Source organism: Candidatus Contubernalis alkalaceticus (genome assembly GCF_022558445.1).
GTDB lineage: Bacteria > Bacillota > Dethiobacteria > SKNC01 > SKNC01 > Contubernalis > Contubernalis alkaliaceticus.
Window position 1 is genome coordinate 1713400 of the sequence record NZ_CP054699.1, and the last position, 21712, is coordinate 1735111.

General features: G+C 36.6%; 24 protein-coding genes and 3 pseudogenes. 3 read left to right on the forward strand and 24 right to left on the reverse strand.

Going from position 1 to position 21712, the window contains the following annotated elements; all coding sequences use genetic code 11:
* Positions 1-36 precede the first annotated feature (36 nt).
* The 16 genes and pseudogenes from HUE98_RS08505 to HUE98_RS08565 all read right to left on the reverse strand — a co-directional run.
* Positions 37-291: pseudogene (locus HUE98_RS08505) on the reverse strand (transposase domain-containing protein); the annotation flags it as partial.
* A gap of 96 nt (positions 292-387) precedes the next feature.
* Positions 388-744 (reverse strand): IS66 family insertion sequence element accessory protein TnpB, encoded by a 357-nt coding sequence (tnpB, locus tag HUE98_RS08510; RefSeq protein WP_241420424.1) that lies wholly within the window; start codon positions 742-744, stop codon positions 388-390.
* Positions 734-1090, reverse strand: a complete 357-nt coding sequence (gene tnpA, locus HUE98_RS08515; RefSeq protein WP_241420423.1) for an IS66 family insertion sequence element accessory protein TnpA — start codon at positions 1088-1090, stop codon at positions 734-736. The genes tnpB and tnpA (HUE98_RS08515) overlap by 11 nt, the downstream gene beginning before the upstream one ends.
* 384 nt (positions 1091-1474) lie before the next feature.
* On the reverse strand, positions 1475-2050 hold the full coding sequence (locus tag HUE98_RS08520) for a Swt1 family HEPN domain-containing protein (protein ID WP_241423398.1): 576 nt from the start codon (positions 2048-2050) through the stop codon (positions 1475-1477).
* Between the two features lie 16 nt (positions 2051-2066).
* Entirely contained in the window at positions 2067-2756 is a 690-nt protein-coding gene (locus tag HUE98_RS08525) for a DUF5343 domain-containing protein (RefSeq protein ID WP_241423399.1), read from the reverse strand.
* Positions 2757-2857: 101 nt separating this feature from the next.
* Complete coding sequence (locus HUE98_RS08530; RefSeq protein ID WP_241423400.1) at positions 2858-5371, reverse strand: DEAD/DEAH box helicase; 2514 nt, start codon at positions 5369-5371, stop codon at positions 2858-2860.
* Positions 5372-5533: 162 nt separating this feature from the next.
* The gene (locus HUE98_RS18015; RefSeq protein ID WP_407080311.1) at positions 5534-5635 is read right to left on the reverse strand and encodes a hypothetical protein; all 102 of its coding nucleotides are present in this window, start codon (positions 5633-5635) and stop codon (positions 5534-5536) included.
* Complete coding sequence (locus tag HUE98_RS18020; protein ID WP_277623717.1) at positions 5632-5859, reverse strand: tyrosine-type recombinase/integrase; 228 nt, start codon at positions 5857-5859, stop codon at positions 5632-5634. Before HUE98_RS18020 ends, HUE98_RS18015 begins: the two co-directional genes overlap by 4 nt.
* A 420-nt stretch (positions 5860-6279) precedes the next feature.
* Positions 6280-6480 (reverse strand): DUF3795 domain-containing protein, encoded by a 201-nt coding sequence (locus tag HUE98_RS18025; RefSeq protein ID WP_318036528.1) that lies wholly within the window; start codon positions 6478-6480, stop codon positions 6280-6282.
* A gap of 15 nt (positions 6481-6495) precedes the next feature.
* Positions 6496-6624: a hypothetical protein gene (locus tag HUE98_RS17620; RefSeq protein WP_277623718.1), complete on the reverse strand. Its 129-nt coding sequence runs from the start codon at positions 6622-6624 to the stop codon at positions 6496-6498.
* 118 nt (positions 6625-6742) lie between these two features.
* Positions 6743-7240 (reverse strand): flavodoxin domain-containing protein, encoded by a 498-nt coding sequence (locus tag HUE98_RS08535; RefSeq protein ID WP_241423401.1) that lies wholly within the window; start codon positions 7238-7240, stop codon positions 6743-6745.
* A gap of 92 nt (positions 7241-7332) precedes the next feature.
* Positions 7333-7716: a hypothetical protein gene (locus HUE98_RS08540; protein ID WP_241423402.1), complete on the reverse strand. Its 384-nt coding sequence runs from the start codon at positions 7714-7716 to the stop codon at positions 7333-7335.
* 19 nt (positions 7717-7735) lie between these two features.
* The gene (locus HUE98_RS08545; protein ID WP_241423403.1) at positions 7736-7882 is read right to left on the reverse strand and encodes a hypothetical protein; all 147 of its coding nucleotides are present in this window, start codon (positions 7880-7882) and stop codon (positions 7736-7738) included.
* A 344-nt stretch (positions 7883-8226) separates the two neighbouring features.
* Complete coding sequence (locus tag HUE98_RS08550) at positions 8227-8859, reverse strand: hypothetical protein (RefSeq protein ID WP_241423404.1); 633 nt, start codon at positions 8857-8859, stop codon at positions 8227-8229.
* A 213-nt stretch (positions 8860-9072) separates the two neighbouring features.
* On the reverse strand, positions 9073-10743 hold the full coding sequence (locus tag HUE98_RS08555; protein WP_241420383.1) for an IS1634 family transposase: 1671 nt from the start codon (positions 10741-10743) through the stop codon (positions 9073-9075).
* Positions 10744-11130: 387 nt separating this feature from the next.
* Positions 11131-15333: pseudogene (locus HUE98_RS08565) on the reverse strand (RecQ family ATP-dependent DNA helicase); the annotation flags it as partial.
* Between the two features lie 326 nt (positions 15334-15659).
* On the opposite strand from HUE98_RS08565, the gene HUE98_RS08570 reads away from it, so the two are divergent.
* Both HUE98_RS08570 and HUE98_RS08575 read left to right on the forward strand, forming a co-directional pair.
* Positions 15660-15929 (forward strand): AbrB/MazE/SpoVT family DNA-binding domain-containing protein, encoded by a 270-nt coding sequence (locus HUE98_RS08570; protein ID WP_241423405.1) that lies wholly within the window; start codon positions 15660-15662, stop codon positions 15927-15929.
* Positions 15926-16186, forward strand: coding sequence for a hypothetical protein (locus HUE98_RS08575; protein WP_241423406.1), 261 nt, complete (start codon positions 15926-15928; stop codon positions 16184-16186). The genes HUE98_RS08570 and HUE98_RS08575 overlap by 4 nt, the downstream gene beginning before the upstream one ends.
* Before the next feature lie 216 nt (positions 16187-16402).
* Here the strand turns inward: HUE98_RS08575 and HUE98_RS08580 are convergent, their stop codons facing one another.
* The 4 genes from HUE98_RS08580 to HUE98_RS18030 form a co-directional block, all read right to left on the reverse strand.
* Entirely contained in the window at positions 16403-17122 is a 720-nt protein-coding gene (locus HUE98_RS08580; protein WP_407080282.1) for a class I SAM-dependent methyltransferase, read from the reverse strand.
* Between the two features lie 566 nt (positions 17123-17688).
* Positions 17689-18087 carry an FMN-binding protein gene (locus tag HUE98_RS08585; RefSeq protein ID WP_241423408.1) on the reverse strand — a complete coding sequence of 133 codons (399 nt, stop codon included), beginning with the start codon at positions 18085-18087 and terminating at the stop codon, positions 17689-17691.
* 19 nt (positions 18088-18106) lie between these two features.
* On the reverse strand, positions 18107-18574 hold the full coding sequence (locus tag HUE98_RS08590; RefSeq protein ID WP_241423409.1) for a flavodoxin family protein: 468 nt from the start codon (positions 18572-18574) through the stop codon (positions 18107-18109).
* A 96-nt stretch (positions 18575-18670) separates the two neighbouring features.
* Positions 18671-18985, reverse strand: coding sequence for a transposase (locus HUE98_RS18030; protein WP_241420533.1), 315 nt, complete (start codon positions 18983-18985; stop codon positions 18671-18673).
* Here HUE98_RS18030 and HUE98_RS08600 point away from each other — a divergent pair.
* On the forward strand, positions 18914-19147 hold the full coding sequence (locus HUE98_RS08600) for a hypothetical protein (RefSeq protein ID WP_241423411.1): 234 nt from the start codon (positions 18914-18916) through the stop codon (positions 19145-19147). The two genes, HUE98_RS18030 and HUE98_RS08600, sit on opposite strands and share 72 nt — an antisense overlap.
* On the opposite strand, the gene HUE98_RS08605 is transcribed toward HUE98_RS08600, so the two are convergent.
* The 4 genes and pseudogenes from HUE98_RS08605 to HUE98_RS08620 form a co-directional block, all read right to left on the reverse strand.
* A complete protein-coding gene (locus HUE98_RS08605) occupies positions 19144-19965 on the reverse strand; it encodes an RNA-guided endonuclease InsQ/TnpB family protein (RefSeq protein ID WP_241423412.1) in 822 nt (273 codons plus the stop codon). The two genes, HUE98_RS08600 and HUE98_RS08605, sit on opposite strands and share 4 nt — an antisense overlap.
* Positions 19965-20322: pseudogene (gene tnpA / locus HUE98_RS08610) on the reverse strand (IS200/IS605 family transposase). Before tnpA (HUE98_RS08610) ends, HUE98_RS08605 begins: the two are co-directional and overlap by 1 nt.
* A 257-nt stretch (positions 20323-20579) precedes the next feature.
* A complete protein-coding gene (locus tag HUE98_RS08615) occupies positions 20580-20729 on the reverse strand; it encodes a hypothetical protein (RefSeq protein WP_241423413.1) in 150 nt (49 codons plus the stop codon).
* A gap of 366 nt (positions 20730-21095) precedes the next feature.
* Positions 21096-21425, reverse strand: a complete 330-nt coding sequence (locus HUE98_RS08620) for a hypothetical protein (protein WP_241423414.1) — start codon at positions 21423-21425, stop codon at positions 21096-21098.
* Positions 21426-21712: the final 287 nt, after the last annotated feature.

A 21712-nucleotide genomic window follows, 5' to 3' on the forward strand; every position in this document is an offset into this window, starting at 1 on the left:
CTCATATTACTAGGGAAGTTACCATACACCGACTTATTGGGCGCTTACTTTCTTTCTTCGATAACCCTGCACTTCCTTAAGGTCAGGTTCTGGGGCCTTCGGATTCGCTTCTATTTCTGCCTCATCAAAAAGAGACATCTGTCCCGTGGGTAGGGACGATGTCTTCTCAGAGCTTTTCCCGAAAAGTTTACGTGTCAGATACTCGACTGTATCGTGGAGCTTTTTGTTTTCCTGCTCCAGTTGGGATATACGGTTTTCTAATTTTTCTAACAACTGCTCGGATGCGCTCATAAATGATGGTTTCCTTTGGTATTTTTACTATATTTAGTATAGCATAAAAACGTCCAGAAAGCCAGTGTTTATGGGCATTCTTAGCACTTTTTTTAGTTAAAAACCACCCTCTATCTTAACTTTTTTTACGGCCTTTGGTTGGTCAATGGAAAGTCCCTCCAAGAGCCACCGAAGCTCCTGATTTGTAATAGAACGAACTGCTTCGGCGTTCATTGGCCACTGGAACTTTCCGTTTTCTAATCGCTTGTACAGGAGCACGAATCCATCTTCTTCCCAGTAGAGTGCTTTGATTCGATCGCGGCGCCGGCCACAGAAGAGAAACAAACTGTTCTGAAAGGGATTTAACTGAAAGTTTTGTTGGACGATAGCAGCAAGTCCATCAATTGCCTTTCTCATGTCAGTATAACCACAAGCAATATATATTTTCTCGGCTTTGGAGATATCACCGAACATTTTGTAGTGCCCTTAAGGTATTTTCGATTAACGTCGTGGATGCATTGTTGCGAAGCTCCAATGTAACAGAACCAAACCGCAGAATAATTTGTGAAGTCGACTCTGAAACTGGACCGTCTGCATTTGCTGGAATGTTTACTGGTACGATTGAACTATTTTCTTCAAGAGATGGGATGGCTTCGCATGCCGCCTCACGTACTTTCCGCAACCAATAGTAGTAAGTTTTTGGGTTGATGTCATGGTCAGCGCACCATACCTTGACGGTTTGTCCACTACTGCGACATTCGCGGATAATTTGAGTCCATTGATTCAGCCGGTACTTTCTAGTAACTTCCCTGGTGTTCAACTCTAAACCTCCTTTTGGAGTTTTTCGACCTGGTCGAAAAACTCTACAAATTCTAATTTAGAGAATTGTCTCATATTACTAGGGAAGTTACCATACACCGACTTATTGGGCGCTTACGAAGATTTTTATGTATTGATTAAAAGACAGAACTTTTTACTATATTCTCTTATCCAGTGTCCACTAATATGGGAGCAGTCCCCCAGACCCCTTCTGGGAGGAGCTGGTACACCGTTAGGTTTCCGGTTACTTCCGAGCAAAGAAAGATTAGATATAATTCATTATTTAAAGGCATTAAACAACTCTTAAGAAAGTTGCAATTTGATTACTATATAGCCCCACCGCCTCTCGCGGGAAAGCTCGTGTTATCCGAGGTGGCCAGTAATATTAACCGACCTGCCTTATCCAATCTCTTATTGAGGTACCAATACGTTCAATATCTTGATTACCGAGTTCGCCACTATGCATAATTACATTGCGGGAGCGCTCCAAGGTATTGATTATTTGTCTTACCCAATCTTGAGAGTGTAAATAATCCTCAAACAAAGCCCAATTTTGACTAATTACTGATGCTAAGTCTCCAAATTCAGTATAGTTAATAAGGTTGTCCCCTCTAGGGGTATGCCACTTAATTTTATTTTCTTCTAATTTTCTAGCTTCGGCTTTATTTCTAATTTTTTCTGAAACCGCTTGTTCCCACCAACTTTCACCATACTCTTCAATAAGTCTTTTCGACACAAATTCTCGCACAGAATTCTCAAAAGCTGCAATTGCTGTATATACTGTTGCCATCTTTCTTGCACCTACAACATAGTTTTCATCTAACAAATCAATAGATAATCTTGCTGCAATTTCTTGTTCTAGTATAACTGATAAAGGATACTTATTTCGTTTATCAGTTCTATCTAAAGCCTCTTCTGTTAGAAGGCCTCTAAACACATAAGAATAAATTTGATTAGGCATTTTTTATCGCCACCTTTTATAATAAGTGTTCTTTTAAGCTTCTAAAAATTGCATCATAAACAGCAGGATCTCTGGTTTCAGGAAGATGAATCTGAATATTATAATGAAGTTCTCTAAGACATGAACTATCCTTTTCTACTTTATTTTTAACTATTTCTTTTGTACCAATAATTTTTTCCTCTCCTAAGTCTTTCTTCTTAGAATCTATTTTTTCTCCTTCTCTCTTTTCCGGCAGTTTACTCCAGTCAGCATAATCACATAATGCTTTAAATGTATTAGCCATTAAGTGAATTACTTTTTCAGTTTTTTGTCCCTGCGTTAGTGTTTTAAGTTTGTTTTTTACCTCTTCTATTGACATATTATAAGCATTATTGTTTATCATAAATAAGTCTTCATAAGCTTCTTTAATAGCTTCGGCCATTATAATTCCAGACTGGCTTTGATCAAGAAAGTCATAATACCTTTGTGTTGGAGCAGAGGCTTCATCTAAAAATCCTAGCCCCTTCATAACCGCAATATATAATCTGTCATTTGAACTTGTAAACCCCAACTGACTTAACAAACTGTTAGTAAATCTCTCAGGTGCTCTCGCTGATAAAATCGCATTAAAAAACTCATTGATGTTCTTAGTTGTCATTAAGTACGCATTTGTTAAAGACATTATATTCCCCTCCCAATATTTATTTTTTTCTATTTTTTTCGCCATTTCGGATAACGTCCTGTGAATTCCCTAAGTCTGGTTATTACATTCATCTACTCTGAGATTTTGGAAATTCACTGTGAAGTTATCAGTTCTCCAAAGGATAGCTAAATTCTAGGAATTTCTGAATACGATCCTAACAAATCATCCACCGTTAATCGATGTAATGTTAGATATTCCTGAACTTTTTTATCGGGAATATCCATTAAATCTAGATTCTTAAACTCCATAAAGAAATTATTTACATTGGTAGTAAGGCGCTTCAAGTTGCCCTCCCTAATAATTTCCACATTAAGATTGAATCCCGCAGCATGACTTACTTTTTTGGTTGGAATAATCATTAATCTTTTAACTTGAGCGTCTCCATAAGTCTTAGAGAACCAAGCACAAGCATTATTCATTTGACCCGTTTCATCTTTATTTATTTCCTTTCGACTAGTGCTAACTTTGCTTTTGCATTCGATTAATAAGTACTCATTATCTCGAACTTTCCATAAATTATCGGGGCCTTCATTCCATTCTCTATCAGGTCGTTGACTAACAAAACCTAAAGCTTTTGCTAAATCATCGATTGCTTTTTCGAAACGTTCTGCATCGACACCAAATCTAAGAAGACTAAGTATACTATCTATTTGAATTTGTAGCTGTTCAAAATTTTCAAAACTTTGAATCCATAAGATAATATTCTCAATTCTTCTAAGACTAACTGAAGGAATCTTTGTAATTGACATACCTTCTTTTGGTTTAAAGAGATAAATGTTATTCTTATGAGCAGAGATTTGATATACATTTGCTTGACTTTTCGATGCTGAATAAGTATATCTCGCCATTTCTTGTAGATACCAGCCCTTTTCTTCATCAGTTGTAATATGCATGTCTATAAGGTTCTGAATTGTTTTACAAGCTTCAGTACTATTTCCTTGCGCATATTCTCTTTCCGCTTTTTTCTCAGCCTCAAATATCTCTAAAATCCTATTGGAACTTTTACTTTGAACCATATTATCCATATTTTCGGTATAAAATTCTTTCCAACCATCGTCTCTCATTAAACAGTGATTAACTAAGTTCTTCAATGCCATGTTGGGAGAAATCTCATTTTTTATATCATCTTTAGCAAAGGCAGCTATTTGGAGACCTATTTCAACTTGAGTATTTGTCTGTTGAGAAAAGTGTTTTCTTGTTTCTTTGCTTCTTATAGTTTTGATGAGTTCTGTCCCTATTAATAGGATTACACAGTAATCTTTCTCTCCTCTTACTCCTCTACCAAGACCTTGCTCAATAATTTGTGCTTGCTTTATAGCAATAATTTCGCTTTTACTACGACATAACTCCATATATCTATCTTCAAGAGCTTCCGAAAAAGGTTTTGAATCAATAACCAATATCCTACAGCAATGATCAGGAAGATCTATACCATCATACCTATTAACGATTACGAGTGTTTTTTCAAAATCTTTATTTTTAAGTCTCTCTATTTCTTGATATATAGATGTTTTATCTGCTACTACACTTCCATATTTCTCCCAATCCGATGTTCCTTTGAAACTAGGGACTAAAGCGACAATACCAAACTTTGCCTTACTTTTTGGTTTTGCTAAGAGATTAACAATTTCAGACCTCTCGAGAGATGAATCTATTAAAGAAGGAATTAATATCATTTTTTCTCCGGACCATTTTTCGTCCTTAATACAAAGTGGGTTTGAAACTGTTTTTGCATCTAATCCTAAGCCTTTAATAAAGAAAGAATCATCATTTACTGTTGCCGACATGAAAATTCTGTGCTGAGCATGCCAATATGATCCAAATATCCCTAGTGGTAGGGCATAAGGAGAGATATCTAAGTTTTGTCCAGAAATAATGCACCTACACTCTCTAAGAATATCTTTAATCAATGGCCATACGAATCTAATTTCTGGGATGCTACGATTAGCTGATAATATTTTGGCCACTTCGGCAACTTTATCTTGCCAATCCCAGTATGGTACACTTAAAAATGCATCATATTCATTGTTCTTAATATCTGCATACGACCCTACTCCCTGCTTCTCTAACTCAGGTCCGAATAGCGTTAATATATCTTGATACGCCTGTATATTCTTTTTTAACGAGATAGTAAAGGTATCTTTAATATAGCCTATACATGCATGGGCATCATCCATTAAGATTGTAGATATTGTTATAGATTTTGCTCCAAGTCTAAATTTTGTCTCACCATTGAATAACTTTTTAACTGTAGTTATTAAAATTGCTTTCCCATCAATAAAGTCATCAGGCAATTCTTTATCTATCACTGTATAATTGATACCAAAACTTTCGGCTTGCTTACAAGTTTGTTCTACAAGGTAATTATCCGGACATAAGTAAATCGCTGGACCCGTTTCCTGATTTATTCGAGATTGTAGAATTAGTAAACCAATTAATGTTTTTCCCTGTCCAGTATGTAGTTTGAGTATTACGTCTCTTTGTTGTATAAAGTCAGCATACCATTGCTGCAATATTTGCTCTTGCACAGGCCTTAGTGGACCTTTATCACTCGCCCTGTCCAGAGTCTCATAAATTTCACATGGATGAATAGTTCTTGCAATTTCTCTTTTCCCTAATCTTTTCTTGAAATCTACCATTTAAAACAACTCCCTCTCATCTCTGATACTGATAATTTTCATATAACTTAGTTATGACCGTAACATTGTTCTCATGATATGTAGAATATGGAGTATTCCCGAATGTTTGATAGTTTGTGAATACTCCATATAACATATCATCATTCTCTTCTCTAATCCTATCTAATGGATTTTTAATGCCAGAGATATGCTTTTGTTAATGTGTGTATATATTTCTGTAGTCTTAGTGTTTTTGTGCCCTAATAGTTTCTGGATATATCTTATGTCAGTCCCTCACTCCAGCAAGTGCGTGGAAAAAAATTTCTTAGGTTATGCACCGATACTTCTTTTATTATTCCAGCTTTTTGGGCTGCAACTTTAAAAATTTTTTGCACTGTACGCTCTGTGATATGGCTCCCCTTTTTGCTTCCTGGAAACAACCAGTCGGCAGGTTTAAAGTTCAATATTTTTAAAACTTCACCCCGGCTATTACACCCTATAACACTCATACCTTATTTCCTCCGTTACTATCCTTCTTCTATTTCAGCATCTTTGTCGTTTTAAAGGCTATATATTATAATTTCTACATAAATACAACATCTTCCTTGTTATAAATTGACATGTTTTGTAATGTTTTGTCGGATATAATTATTTTTATAAAATTTTCCTGTATCTTATGAAAATAAAAATTTTAGAACCCTCCAACTGCACTAATCTAGCATTTAAGACTATGTAGATAATACTGTAGAAATAAGGCGCGTAATTCACGGCAAACGCAAATATGATTTTCTACTTTAACACTGCCCGGAAATTCTTCCAGCAAGCTTCTGGAACTTGCCTTGCAATATTTAAAGAATCTACCAAAAGGTTCCCTGTCCCTCATCGCGTTAAAGGGTACTCTTTAATAAATATGAGATTTTCTATCATACTCATATGGTATTTTGTTCGGTAGCGCTTGTCTGAGATTTCAACCTTTTACAGGGAAAAGCTTCGCACTCATAGCAAAAACGGACTTTCCCTTTGCCAAGCAATTCGCATCGATTAGACATGTGGGTGCAGCTTTCTCCTCTTGGAATACAGCCGGGACAATATTTTTTATGGAATCCTTGTTTGTTTAAGTCATTTTTCATAAATTGATAAGAATTTCAAGAATCACATGTTCTTCTTCTTATTTTCTGCATTTGCAGGTCATAAGCTTGAACTTCTTTAACATCAGTATAATCAATGCCAACCTGATTCAGCTCATCAAAGTACCACCTGGGAAATGATTTCAATGACCTTCCACCTTTCTAATTTTGTGAGTTTTGTCTAATATTCCAGGCAGAAAAACTATGCTGACAAGAATGAAATTCCAGCTGTCAACATTCATCAGGCCGCTGTCATAATAATTATTTACAGTTTTTCAGCCAGGTCACTGCTCCATTTTGAAATTTTATCCCATTTGCGGAAATCACCTTCAGGTACTTTTAGTTTTTTCAATAGAAAGCGGAACGGTAATCCTACGGATTTGCTGTCGTACTTTCCGGCAAAAAGCCCGATGCTCAGAGGCTCTTTTATCTTAACCAGGGGATCCAGATAAGCAGTCACCGTTTTCTGATTTTCAGGAGTATCTTTTTCCATGGTCATACAGACAGTAAAGTAAGCAGTTTCTTTTTTAATCAGCTGTTTACCATATTGCTGTGCGAACTTCATTGCCTCAGGCAGTAACCGTCCTACCCTTGCGGCGCTGCCAATGATAATAGCCCGGTACGGTTCGATGCTTTTAACCTTTGAGGCAGGAATAATATCTACTTCAAATCCCAATTTTTTTAATTCTCGACCTACAGCTTCTGCAACACCTTTTGTGGAACCGCTTTTAGTCGCATAAGCTACCAGAATTTTACCTGACATGAAATCAGCTCCTGTCAATATTGATATAATACTTTCGTCTTTCTAAAATAACAATAGTATGGCCACTAAGTATTACCATGCTCTAAAAAAGTTTAGAGTTCAAGAATGTTTTCATCTTTTAATTCGTCTAAAGCATGGAGCACAGAAAAATATACGACAAAATAAATAATTACTAAAATAACTATGGGAGCAAGAATAGCAAACAGAGCTTCTACTAAGCTGCTTACTATAGCTAAAAAAATAAATAAAAAAATACACAAAGCGATCAACTTAGATTTCCTGCGTACGACTGTAATTAAAGCATCTTTATCACATAAATCATTTATGACTTTCAAAGTAGTGTTTTTATGGTTTTTTACTGCATTTTTAATTGCCAGTTTAATCGCAAAATAAGATAAAAAAAGAACCAGTAAAGGCATACCAATTGAGAAATATCCTACTATTAAAACTTCAGTAACCCCTATTTTCCCAAACACTTTAACGCCCCCTTAACAATTATTCATATTCATCATGATATATTGTCTCCATGTCCTTAAACCTATCACTTCCCGGGATTTCATCTATAATTGAATCCATTTCCTTAAAACATATCAATCCAGTGCCGCTTTTTAATATCATACAGGTTTTCATTGTAAGTATCACTATATTTCATGCTAATTGTGTTCCATGAATTACTAAGGGCCTGTAATATTTTTAGTTTTTCAATTTGCCTGTCGTCTAACTCCATTATATCGGTGTTCCTGTTTTCCATATCCTTGAAAATTTGTGTGAAAAACGTTGCAATAGCATAAGTCGTTCCGTAGAGACGAGAATTACCTCTCCGAGGTAATTTTTTTAAAGTTCTTCCCAGGCTCTCTTATCATCAAATAAACTTGTGTCGCTATCCAAGGGTCCTTGAGCAGCGGAAACGGAAGCAAATAAAATTGTGAAAAATAATAGTGGTATAATTTTTGGCCAGCATTTCTTAAGCATTTTTTATCAGCTCCTTATTTATAATCAAACAGCCCTATCATTAAGTCACTTGAGCAGGTTGCCGTTAAAATAGCGGAATGTTCTAACTGGAGGTATTTATTTTTATAGTCAACGCTAAAGAGTGATAATTCAATTTGTTCTTCTTTTATAAAATTTATCACTTTTAAAGCTCTTTCTAATTCATTCATTATCTCTTCATCGTGAAGATTTTTATGTTTCATTGAAATTCCTATTTCCAGAGTATTTTCTTCTTTGTAATCTGGAATATCCCGCATCTCAACTAAGCGGTTCCATTCTGCCATTCCTTCACTCTTGAATCTTAATTCAACAATATAATTACGTCTATCAGGATACACTTTTTCAATAATTGGGCTAAAGTCATTTTTTGCATTATAGTTCCAAACTGCCTCAACATAACCATCAACAAGATCTTTTGTTTTATAATCCTGTCCAATATTAAAAACTGCTTTTGGATAATTTTGGGAATATCCACGTGCACTGTAAATACCATGAGGGATATAATACACTGTTCTTTCTATAACCAGTTCTTCCTGGTATTTTTCCTGGAAGTAATTTTTACATTCCTCTTTAAATTGAAACCTGCCCCACGGGGTTCCGTAGTGTATTAATAGTATAAAGGCTAACACACAACCTGTAAATTTAAACCAAATGTGGATTTCAGAAAGGTTTTTTTGATTCAATATTTCATTAATTTAAAACACCTCTTTCATAATAATGAAATATTACTTTTATTACTTTTTCCAAAATATTGTGTCGGTAGAATTACATAGCTTTTAAAACCGAAGTTCAACCCGATAACTTAAATTGCTCCCATGTATAGCTGTTTTTTAAAAAAAATTCTATACTACATTTGGCACTTCCACTTTTTTAATTTTGTAAGCATTGAGAATTTTTTTATGTTCTTTTTGTACTGTAGTGATCGAATACTTCTTTTTGCTGTCAGTCAGGTTAATGTCAAGTAAGCTAATTTGGCTTAGCTGTCTTAATATTTTCCGAGAAGACTTATTAAGCTTTTTATCCATGGCAATATACTCAATAGCAGTAGTTATAAAATAGGCCAATACGCAGATATATACATGCCCCTCAACTCTTACTTTTTTACGATGATTAACAGGTCTGATGTCTAGATCATTTTTGATTACTTTAAAGGCGTTTTCTACCCTGTTTAAATTTTTATATGTGTTTATAAGCTTTTCATCACTGTAATCTTTTTTATTGGATTGAATTACGAAAGTGCCATCCAACTTCTCATCGCTTTGTATTTTTGCTGTTTTTAGCTCATAGTGAATTTCAAAACCCAGATTGTTCTTTTTACTGTCAACAGTTTTTACACTGAAATATTTGCGGGTAGAGTTTAGCTTTAAGATAAGCCCCACTCTTTTCATGGCTTCATCCCGAGTGCTGATATTTTTGTTTTTACCCAGGCTACTATTTAGCTTATCTAACTCTTCTTTAATGGCTTCAATACAAAATGTGCGATATTTTTGGTCGTCTTCCCGTTTCTGAGTATTAAGACATAACAAAAGCCTTTGGTTCTCTGCCGAAGGAAGAAATACGGCATAAAGGTCCTTTTTGATTTTTCTCATTTCTTTTTCATCAATGAAAGTATTTTGAATAAATTTCTTGGTCCAGGCCCGGGGGATGGCCATAACATACTTTTGATTAAGCTGTTCAATTGCATCGACATTATCAGCAGTTAACATCCCTCGATCACCGACAAAAACAATCTCGTCTATGGGGTATTTTTCCTTCAGTTCGGATAAAACCTCTGTAACGGTTGTTTTGTCTACTCTATTTCCCGGATAGACCTTGCATTTAATGGGAAATCCATCAGAGGTGGTGACAAGTCCAATCACAATTTGCTTTCTATCTCTGCGTTTATCTCTGGAATAGCCATACTCAGCTATGATACACTTACATCCCTCAAAATAGCTGCTGGTTATATCGTAATAAAGTTCTTTATCGTCCTGATTAAACTTTTTAACCGCTGTATCATATAGATACTGTTCTACTATGCTGAAGTTTCCCTGAAGAATTTCTAGGCTGCGGTATAAACTCTGTAAATCTACTTTTTCTATATCCAGAAAATGCTTAAGCGGTGTCAGTGGCAACCATTCTAAAAGGGCCAATTTACTGTCCGGCTGTATAATCCTCTGGAATAGCATAGCCTTAATATACCTGATTGCAGTAGGAACGGTTATATGAGGGTCCGATGAAACAAATTTGGAACTAAAATGCTCCAATAAATCTAGTTGTTTAATTAAAGAATCGATAAGAAAAAAATTACCATAAGGAACAGCTGTTGAAAAATCAACCTTATCTATATTGGTGAAAGAATCGAAATCACGAGAAAAGGCGATCTTAAGCCTTTTGGCCGTGTCCTGGTCTACACTACCAAAGTAGAGTAGACGTCGATGTTTAATCTTTCCCTGTTCCCGGTAAGACTCTACTAATTCAGCGTAATAATAGGTCTTCCCGTCTTTTTTACGGGGAGTTATCTTAACAAACACTCGGCATTCCCCCTTAAATAGTCTATACTACTATTATAAGGGATAATGCCTCGTATATCAAGAATTATTTGGATATATCACCAATAAATATGTCCAATAGTCTACACTACATTGCCTGGGTAAATCAGCTAAAATAGGCTATTTTCAATTTCTAATTATGCTTTAGGTTGAACTTCGGTTAAAAAACAGAGTTCATATTTTGACGCTCACACAGGGAAAGCCCTTGGACAAAAACGTGGGGGACTGGGACCCCGGGTACATTTTGGGGAGTGAATTTTAAATACTTCTACTAATAACTTCATCTTGATTAAAGCCAAAACTTACAAGTCTGTCCCTAAATACCTTTTCAGGTTTTTAATTGCGCAAAGCCTAAAGCCAAGTTCATTTTTAAATCTTCCCAAATAGTTGTTTATCTTGGTTTATTTCATGTCCTAAATCTTTTCTTACAAAATGCAATTCAGGGAGAACAATCTTTATCTCCTGTTCTTCTTCTTTCTTTCGCCAAAATACAATGAAGTTAACTTTGGCAAATTGGGGCTCATAACCATTTTTCCGAATTCTCTCCAATTGTGTTGCACACTTTTGAGAAAATCTGAAAACACTTTTCCCCTTATCCGTCAGCCACTCCTCGTTTTTATACTCCAAGATATCGCCACTTCGCAAGGACTCAACTAAATATTGCCGTCCAATGAAATAATCCAGCCATATATCTCGATAACTTAACTGCATTGCTAGTTTTCCCGGCAATTCGTAGTGAGCCCTGTCTTCAGACCTTGTCAAATTTACCACCTGAATATGATCCAGGTAACGCCTATTCAAATGTATGGTTAGGTTACTTTTTGCACGTGTTATTGCCACATAAAGCTGTCGCTTCTGCTCTTCTGTGCCGATCTCGAAGTTTTCAAGCAAAAGAAACACATTATCAAATTCTTTGCCTTTTGCTTTATGAATGGTTGAGACAAAAATAATTTCTCTGGATTCTGAAATAAAATCTTCAAGTCTAGATTCTTTAACAAATACTTCAAAATCAGTTATATACTTTCTTTGCGGATAGATGGCTTCAAAATCCAGGATAATTTTTTTGCAAATATCCAGTATTTCACTTTTCCCATATCTCTTCACGAGGGCCCTTTTTGCCATGTTCCAGATATCATCACTAATAATTGATGTCGTTGGATCAATAGATAATTGCTCCAGAAAGAATCGAAGTTCTACAAGATCGTATAAATAGAACCCTTCATTAGTTTGAATCAATCTTGCCAGTATTCCTTTTTGGAGCAACAGGCTAGTCACCTGAAGCGCTTCATCATTGGTATGAGTTAACACACAAGTACTACCTATAAGCTCTGTACCAGAAAGATCTTCAATAAAGGGAACAAGCAGTTTGTTATTAGTGTACCGTATAATCCTTATATCTCCATTGTCCTTACTATGCGCCAAAATTTCATTTTTCTTTAAACGTCCTCGTATCAAACCAGAAAACTGATTAGAAAATTCAACTAGATTTCTTTTGCTGCGATAGTTTTCCAATAGTTCGTAATTTGCTGCCTGATTCTCTAACATAAATTTTCCCATATATTTTGCACTTGAGCCACGGAATTCAAATATGTTGTGATCGTCATCATCTACAACAATGACCCGCATATCTTCATTCTGTACCATTAAGGCTTGCACCAGGCTAAACACATCCTGATCCAAATCCTGTGCTTCATCAATGACAAGTACTGTTTTTGTAATCCTGCTAGGTTCCACTTCCCCGTTGAGAATTTTCTCAACCGTTTCCTTTATTGCATTTTCAAACTTCTCAGCATTACCGACTCTGCCAAGCAAATCAAAACAATAAGAATGGAAGGTCTTAATCTCAATAAAATTCGCCGTACTGCCAACTAGTTTTATTAGTCGTTTCTTAAACTCAGTAGCTGCAGCGCGAGAGAAAGTAAGCATTAATAACTACTCATGCTTGACATCTTCCATCAAAATCAGGGAAGCTAATTTATGAACGAGAATTCTGGTTTTACCACTTCCTGGGCCTGCTAAAACCGCAATATGTTTATTTTGATTATCCTTAATAATACTCAACTGTGTTGGTGACAATTCACCAAACAATTGTTTAAATTTCCCAGGGCTAATATTTCTCCGAATCTCCTCTCCTCTGCTTCCTTTAAAATACTTCTGCAGGAAAGTAGTATAATTCTGGCGGAAGTAATCTTCTACAAATTGCAGGGCTTCCCGGTAATTATCAATCATTTTTTTGGCATATTCCCCTACAATATGAATCTGCTGTACCTTATTTTCATAGAACTGATCCAGCTTCTGATAATCTTCTATTTTATATCTTCTTTTATTATCTTCCTCCAGCCGTTTGATGGTCATAGGATTATAGACCACCAAGAAGCCGCCTTCAATTTTTATTGCATCAATACGAGATAAATAAAAAAGTGTATCCTCAATATCTGTAATACTAACCTCAATTTTAAATAGGTTCATACTCTCTTCATATGCTTTCTTTAATTCATTTACCGAAAAACCTACCAGTATTTCTTCAGTCTCGACTTCTCCTTTAAACTGACTGCCTTGAGAATAAAGATATTCAATCACAAATTTAGCAAGTTCCTGCCTTTTTTCTAATCGGTCCTGGAACTTTTCTTTGGGCTCCAGAGTGATGAGTCGCACATGATTTTTAGAATACTCTAAGTTCGTATATTTAATCCTCTTTTTAATTGCCCAATAATTTAAAATCACCCGTATTTTATTAGGCGTTACTTCTTTACACCCTATTCTTTCCATTTCCTCATTCAATTCTTTTATATTATAGGTAGCCTCCTGCTCTTCAAAAACCGCTGCTAAATACTTTTCGATACTGCTAAAAGACTTAAAAATCTGCAATGAACGGTTTATCTTTTCTCCTTGTTTAATATAAGCCATGAGATCCTTGGTATCTGCCAGAATTCCTTCTTCACGAAGCAGATTAAGGGTCCTAATGACCTTTTCTTTTTCAATCCCCAGATGGTCAGATATATAGTCCACCCGTGATTCTGCGTTCTGATCTTGAGCTTGACTTCGGCTCCTGCTGGAAATAAGTTTTTTTATAATCCGTATAGCATCTTCCTTTTCTTTATCATCAAATAGCTCTGAAACATTGATTTTTTCAATAGCTTCCTGTACATTTCTACAAAGGATGCTGTCTGCAAAAACTCTTGGCATGTTCTGGCCCCGCCGGATATACCCCGATTCTTCCAAAGCAGCAATGGCAGTTTTTACACGCATTTCAATTTCACTTATGTTTTCATCCCAACCTGCCTTTCTGGCAATTTCCAGGGCGGATTGGGAGATAGTCATGAGAAAACGGGTAATCCCTTTGATTGCTTTCCAAACCTGTTGGATTTCCTTAATGTTAATTTTTGTCTGATTTAATAGCACAAAATGGTTATCCAGGTCATCCTCGCAGTATAAAATATAGCAGTCTGCCGTAATTTTCTCATCCCTTCCGGCTCTGCCTGCTTCCTGGATGTAGTTTTCCAAAGAATCTGAAATTTCAAAGTGGATGACCATGCCTACATCCTTCTTATCTACACCCATACCAAAAGCAGAGGTGGCTACAATGATGGGTACCTCCCCGGCAATAAAAGCATCCTGGTTTTCTGATTTTTCTTTCTTATCCATTTTGCCATGATATGGTTTGGCAAGATACCCGTCCTTGGTTAGCCTCTCGGCAAGCTGATAGGCTCTCCTTGTTCTGGAAACATAAATAATGGTGGGACATTCTTTCTGTTCTATTAAATTCCTTAACGTATTATATTTTTCTTCCTGACACGTTTTTTCTATAACCTTGTATATCAAGTTAGTCCGAGCAACACTGGTGGTAAATACCTCCAAATCTATTGACAGCTTTTCCTTAAAGTAGGCCTTAATATCTTCAATTACCTTTTGCTTTGCTGTGGCTGTAAAGCAGGATACAGGGATGTTTTCTGCAAGATTCTTTTTCTCCTGTATGGTTTTAATAAAATCGCCAATATACAGATAATCAACTCGGAAATCCTGCCCCCAGGCAGAAAAACAATGGGCCTCATCTATGACAAAGCGAACAACCTTTCTGCCCAGCAATATATGCTCAATGCTTCTGGAACGCAGCGATTCCGGAGATATGTATAAAATTGAAGCTGAGCCGTCCTCCAATCTTTCAAAGGACTTCGCTCGTTCAATGGGATCTAATAAATCGTTAATTGTCACCGCATCCATTATCCCTACTTTTTCCAGGTTGTCCACCTGATCTTTCATCAAAGACTGTAATGGGGAGATAACAACCGTAAGGCCTTTAACGTTTTCTCCACTCATTAAAGCAGGCACCTGGAAAGTGATGGACTTCCCGCCTCCCGTAGGAAAGATAGCCAAAAGTGACTTATTATCAATGGCTGCTTTCACTGCATTTTCCTGCAGCGGTTCTCCACTAAAGGTTCTATAGGCGTCAAATCCAAAATACCGTTTCAACCCCTGGTGCGGATCAAGGGCTTGTTTACAGTAAGAACATCCTTTAAGACAGGGGTTATTTCTTAAAAGATTCATTATTCGTTCTACTTCAGGATAATTCTGATATTTATATATTTTCATTTTTACCTTATAATTTCCTTCTTATGGTAGAAAATATTATCGAAAATGAGAAATAATGCTCATAAATTTGAGCATTTAAGGTTTAAAAGCTATTTTTAGGGTTGTTATTTTCAACTGAAATAAATCTAGCATTTACGAATTTTGTTCTAATACCCGGACCGGTTCTAGTAGTGAATCAGCAATACAAAAAAACACCTTATTTTTGCAGGCGTTGTTGTCTACATTTTTCAATAATGCTTGCACTTTGTTTGAAATTTTCGTATAATAAGAATGTAAGAAATTCACACTTTTGCTCGGAGGTGATTTAAATGTTAACTGAAATTAGAAGCAGATCTCAAATAACCATCCCGGTTGAAATAATTAAAAAGTTAGATCTTAAAAAGGGTGATACCTTAGAAATAAAAGTTGATGGTGATCAAATAATATTACGTCCTGTAGTTACGGTGCCAAAAGAACAAGCTTTTTTTTGGACTAATAAATGGCAACAGGAAGAAAAACAAGTAGAAAAAGAAATTGAAAATGAGAAAATTAATTCAGCTGATTCCAAAGAACAATTATTCAAGGACCTGGAATTATGAAATATTACTATTCAAACCTTTTCAAGCAAAAGACAAAACTATTAGAAGAAAACGTTAAAAAAGCTTTAAAAAGCAAACTAGAGCTAATGGAGGAGAATCCAAAACATCCTTCTTTAAGAACCAAGAAAATCAAGGGTACTAAAGATATATATGAGGCAAGTATTACCATGAATTATCGTATGACATGGCAATACTATAAGGATGGTATCCTTCTGCGAAATATTGGTGAACATGATAAAACCTTAAAGAATCCTTAAATGGCTTTATCCTGAAGTAACATGCAAATTCTTGTGGAATCCTTGTTTGTTCAAGTTATTTTTCGTAAATTGATAAGCAATGTATAAGCTGCAATTGCAAGGAGCGATTAGCTTTTCATTCATTTGGCACCTATCTCCTACAATAGGATTTTGGACTAGAAAATTAGACAATGTCTCAGAGTGCACATCCTTATAACTCATTTTCCAAAAGCCACTTTATTGCTTAGTACAAACGTAAGTCGCTAAAAAATTATTATAATACTCTGCTTTATCTATCTTAAATCCTGCTCTCTTTAACATCTCCTCTGCTATCCAATCCAAAGTAGAAAACTCTTCTTTAATATGAATCTCTGTTTCTCCAGCAATCTCCTGTCCAGCGTTCTCTCTTATGTGAATTAGCAGCTCATTGAAAAACTTATTATAGTTTTCAACATTAGAAGGAAACACTACATCTCTTAGAAAAAATTTGCCGCCATCTTTTAACATTTCATAAACCCGTTTTAATGCAATCATTTTCCAAAAATCCGGAAGATGGTGCAAAGCCAATTGTGATATAACGGCATCAAATGGTTGCTTTTGATGCTCATAGGTTAAAAATCCACCCTGGACAAGAGTTATGTTATTTCTATTTTGAGCTTTCGCTTTATGCCGGGCAAACTCTAACATGGTACCAGACACATCTAAAGCAATCAATTCTTTACAATATTTAGAAACTTCTACAGCCAACTCTCCTGTTCCTGTACCAATTTCAAGAATCACGTGTTCTTCTTTTACGTTGATTTCAGCCATTATTTCTTGAATTTCTTTACTTATGTCCCTTATTTTCTGCATACGCTGGTCATATGCTTGAACTTCTTTAATATCAGTATAATCAAGGCCAATCTGCTCCAGCTCATCAAAGTACCACCTGGAAACTGATTTCAATGAACTTTCCACCTTTCTAATTCTTAGGTTAGAGTAAAGAAAATTATGCTCAACCAACCTTTACTTATAATCGAACAACCTTTTTTTTAAGTTACTTGAGCAGGTTGCCGTTAAACGTGTCGGAAGGGTGACCAGGATGCAAGATACTCCGACAGTGATAAAGGTAATGCTATTTGTTGTCAAATAAAACATAAACATCATATTTTAAGTAGTTTTTTATCGTTATTTGCAGCCATATGTTATGTTTAACCATCTTCAACAAGCCTCGCTACATCCTTGCCGCACTTCTTGCATTTACCTTTAAGCACCACCCCAAAACGATCATTATGTAAAATATAATCTACTATTGTTGTAACGCCACACTTACCACAAAAAACATTATTAATAAGCAGTTGCTGTGTGGCAGGCGATATTTTAGCTCACTTCTTTGCTGCCTTAATATCAGTAACTACAGTATTTCTTTGTGCGTTATGGTAATCAATAATTTCTTTTATTGCATCGGTCAATATTTCAACCGTTGCTTGCTCGGAATACTTTGAAAGGGGAGTCCGTCATTCTTCCTGTCCTATTCCCATCTCTTAATTAGCCCCCATAAGGGCATCTTCTATCGCTTTTAGAATTACAATACTGCTGTAAGTAGCCTGGGAAATTACATCTACATCCAGGCTTTGGGCATCCAGCACATGCCCGGTCAGGACCTCCGCCGCCTCTCCCTGGCCGTGGTTGTGTTTAACCAGTTCAATTTCACTTATTGCCTGCCCCTCCACCGTCACCCGTACCTCGGCAGCTACGGGAAAGGAACTGAAGCTACCGGTGTAGGTGCCATTTTCGATGCCGGCGATATCGATTTGTTCCAGGGACAGGGTCCTCAGGGCTTCCATATTGGATTCAATTTTTTTTATAGCTCCTGCCAGGACCAGCGCCAGAACAACTATTAAGGACAGAAAAACCAGGGCGATCTTTTTTATACTGCTCATAGTTAACCTCCAAATCCCATTAGAATAACTGTGTCAGGTTTTCCAGGGCACTTTTCATGGTTTTGACTTTTCTGGACCCGGACCAGATGACAATCCCCGAACCCAGGACCTCCCCACCCTTACCCTCGCAGATCTTCTGCATGTGCCTGAGGGCCCGGTTTGCCCCCGTCCAATAGAAAGGCAGGTGTTTGGTGACCAGAAAGGCCACCTTTTTCCCCTTCAGGGAGGAAAGTTGGTCCAAGTAATCTTCCATGACCACACTAAGGGAGAAGGCCTGTACCGGTGAACCGAAAACGAGGGCGTCGTAAGGTTTCACTGAGGGTACGGCAGAGAATTGGAAATTCCTCTTTCCGGGAGATACTTCTCCGCTGATGGTAACCTGTTCGGTGGTAACTTTGTGGCCCCTGGCGGCAAGTTGCTCCTTCAGTTTTTGTGCCACAAAATAGGTGTTCCCCGTTTGAGAATAAACAATGATACCAATATTCATTTTTAACCTCCCGCACTGATTTCAAGTCTTCAACAACTGCTAATGCCTGGAGATTCAGTAACTTGTCTTGCATGAATTACCAATCTCGTGACATCCTCACGGGGTCAATAGACCCCGTGCATCCTGGTAGTTCAGGATGACAGATCGACTTTCGATCCTTTGGTTTGCGCCAGTTACAGGGTTAAAACGATAACTGACGATACTGAGCACTTCGCCCAGGCCATGCCACATGGCATAATTATCGTTTTTTAAAAAATTAAGCACCGAGTTAATATCACGTTCCACCTTAAAGCCACACTTTGGACAAAGGTAAACCCTTTTGTTTGGTGGCATCTGCTGTTGGCTGCCGCAACCGGAACAGGTTCTGGTTGTACCCCTCTCATCGAATTCTTCGACCTGCTGAGCGTTCATAATGGCTTTGTAACGCAGGTATCCGATGAGTTTCTTGACAGGGTTGTTATTTTGAACCTGACGGTTGATGCGCTTGTCAATAATAACGATGCCCGTAGCAGCAAGGGTCTGCCCTTTGTTCCAGTTACCTATCTTAAAGTTTGTATCCGGGTGGTTTTTTAATATCTGGTTAGCCAGTTTGTGCAGGTAGTGTTTGTCTGGGTGCGTATTTTGCGGTACAAGCCGCTGATTTTCTTGTTCAGCCTGCGCCAACGCCCGGAGTGTTTCTGTTTTGTATCTCTTAGAGACTTTAGATGATTGATTAGCAGGTAATGCTTTAAGTTTAGCTCTCTTAAGGGGTTGATGTCATACTCTACAACTGAATAATCTGTCTTTATACCGGTCAATGTCATCTTGCAACCTGGGTCAAAATAGATAGTATGGGCATTGACCCGTTTTTCGGGCAGCTGGACATGACGATTCAGCGATACGTACCATTTCTTGTCCCGCTGGTCATAAGAAACAACAACATTCTTGACCGCCTGGAAATCATACTCCCGTTGTGGTAATTTAATCTCAATCCAACTGGATTTATTCTTGCCGTAGGCCAGGCGCAAGATGCCGCAGTGGATTTCAAAGGAAACACCCTGCTGTGGGTATTTCTGGGTGAAGAAATATTTGTATGATTTGAACCTCGGAGGCTTAACACCTGGATCACCTTTTTTATGCTTGGTGAAATACATCTGCCAGCTGGCATTGAGGGATTTGACTACTTCCTGTAAAACCTGGGAAGAGGGCACTTTCAATGCAGTGTGTTGTTGTTTTAGCAGCGGAAGCTGTTTTTTCTGTTGATAATAGTTGGTTTTCTTATCCCTATCATAATGCTCTCCGTTCAATCGGTTCCAGACGTCTTTGCAAGCATAAGAAACCGCCCAAAGTTTGTCTATAGCTGTTTTGTTCGGGGTAATGCGTATTTTGTCAGATAGGTAAAAGGCACTCACTATTTCACCTGCTTTTTTTGATTTTCAATATATCTTTGGATAGTTTCCTGTGTAATACATCCTGCAGTTCCATAATACGTTGATGGGTTCCATATTTGATTTTTCCAATATACTTTCCTTAACTCAAGGGAACTGTATGAAAAGCTTCCTGCCAGAAATTCCTTTTAGTTTTTTTACAATATCTCCAGGCGCTTTTTTGGGATGTGCAGTCACAAAAAGATGTATATGATCCGGCATAATTTCCATGTTGGCTATTTGAAACTCGAACTCATCAGCGATTTCATAAAATAGCTGATGACAGTAATCGGCTATTTTACCAGTTAAGATCTTTTTACGGTATTTAGTTGACCAAACAATATGATATCAGATGTTGTAAACGCATGTCCTGGAACGTATGTTCTCCATGCAAATAGTATAGCATGCTCATGATGCAAATGCAAGTGTTGTATCCATTAATTTTGCGACATATAGTAGCTTTTCCGGCTTTCATCTCGGGGTCAATAGACCCCAAGGATTCCCGCCGGTATTTTCTAAATCTCCATGCACATTTAGATGAATAAAACACACTTACCATGATATAGAAATGGAGGAGTAATACAGTTTAGCCAGAAAGATTATTTTTGGTAGCAACTAACACGTATGCTGCCGTATTTATCAGCAGCAACTATTACTACATACAACGCGGCAAGCAATGGTGCTATTGGCTGCATATCATCTCCACCACCCATTTGATGCACTGAAGGAGAAATATAGGGTTCTTTCATTCATACACCTCCCTTAACTCCAACAAGTCAATTTGCAGCGTTTGATTTATATGAGAGTTTATATATTCAAAATCATTTACATTGTTAATCATTGTATTTGTTTTAATATATCTACTTTGAAAATAACAGCATTGCTGGCCATGTCCGTCATAACGTCATCCATGTGAGCCTCTCCTCCCTGTGGTCAATAATCACGTCGTTCACGTTGCTGGCATTAATAGCGTCGTTAGCGACGGAAGCTTAAGATCCGATATCTCGAATTATATGGATTAGCAGAAGTTGTAAATCAATAATATATAATCTAAACGATATTGTCTATTAAGCAGCTCAATTTTTTTTCATTATTCTTTATAAAAGCCTTTAATATCAATTGTTTTCTCTACTTATTCTTTCTATGTCATCCTTCCTGTTCTCTTTTTTATTTACGTTAATAAATGTAATCCATATGCTAATGTTTATAAGTTGAGCACCTATAACTAACGGGCTAACCCCTAAATCAGTAATTAGATTTTGTAATATAGTAGGTTCAAATATATCATGTATTGCTAGTACTAAACCTGCTATACATAATAATACCCCCACAATTCTAAATAATTTTTCTGTTTTTTTGCTTACTTTTGCAATCATGCAGAATATAAGCAATCCAAAATATGCTAACACTAAAACTATTACTACTATTACCCCTAAAATACCCATGCTAATTTCCTCCTTTTTTTTAAAAAACTACCTATAGTATTTATCATAATTTTACTTAATATTAAATTTTTGCAGCTATATAGAACTCAAAGAGCTGGCCTTTGTTTTAGTTATTTTAGTTATTTTAGTTGTTTTTATGTACGTATGAATTTTTAGCTTTGTAATAGTAAGGTTCTTTCAGTCTTCATAGGTTCGCCTAAAAGAAATTTTGTCCAGTTTTATCTTTTTTGGAATCTTAAGGAAGTATTAAACTTATCTTCATGCAAAGATAATTATCCATACAATAC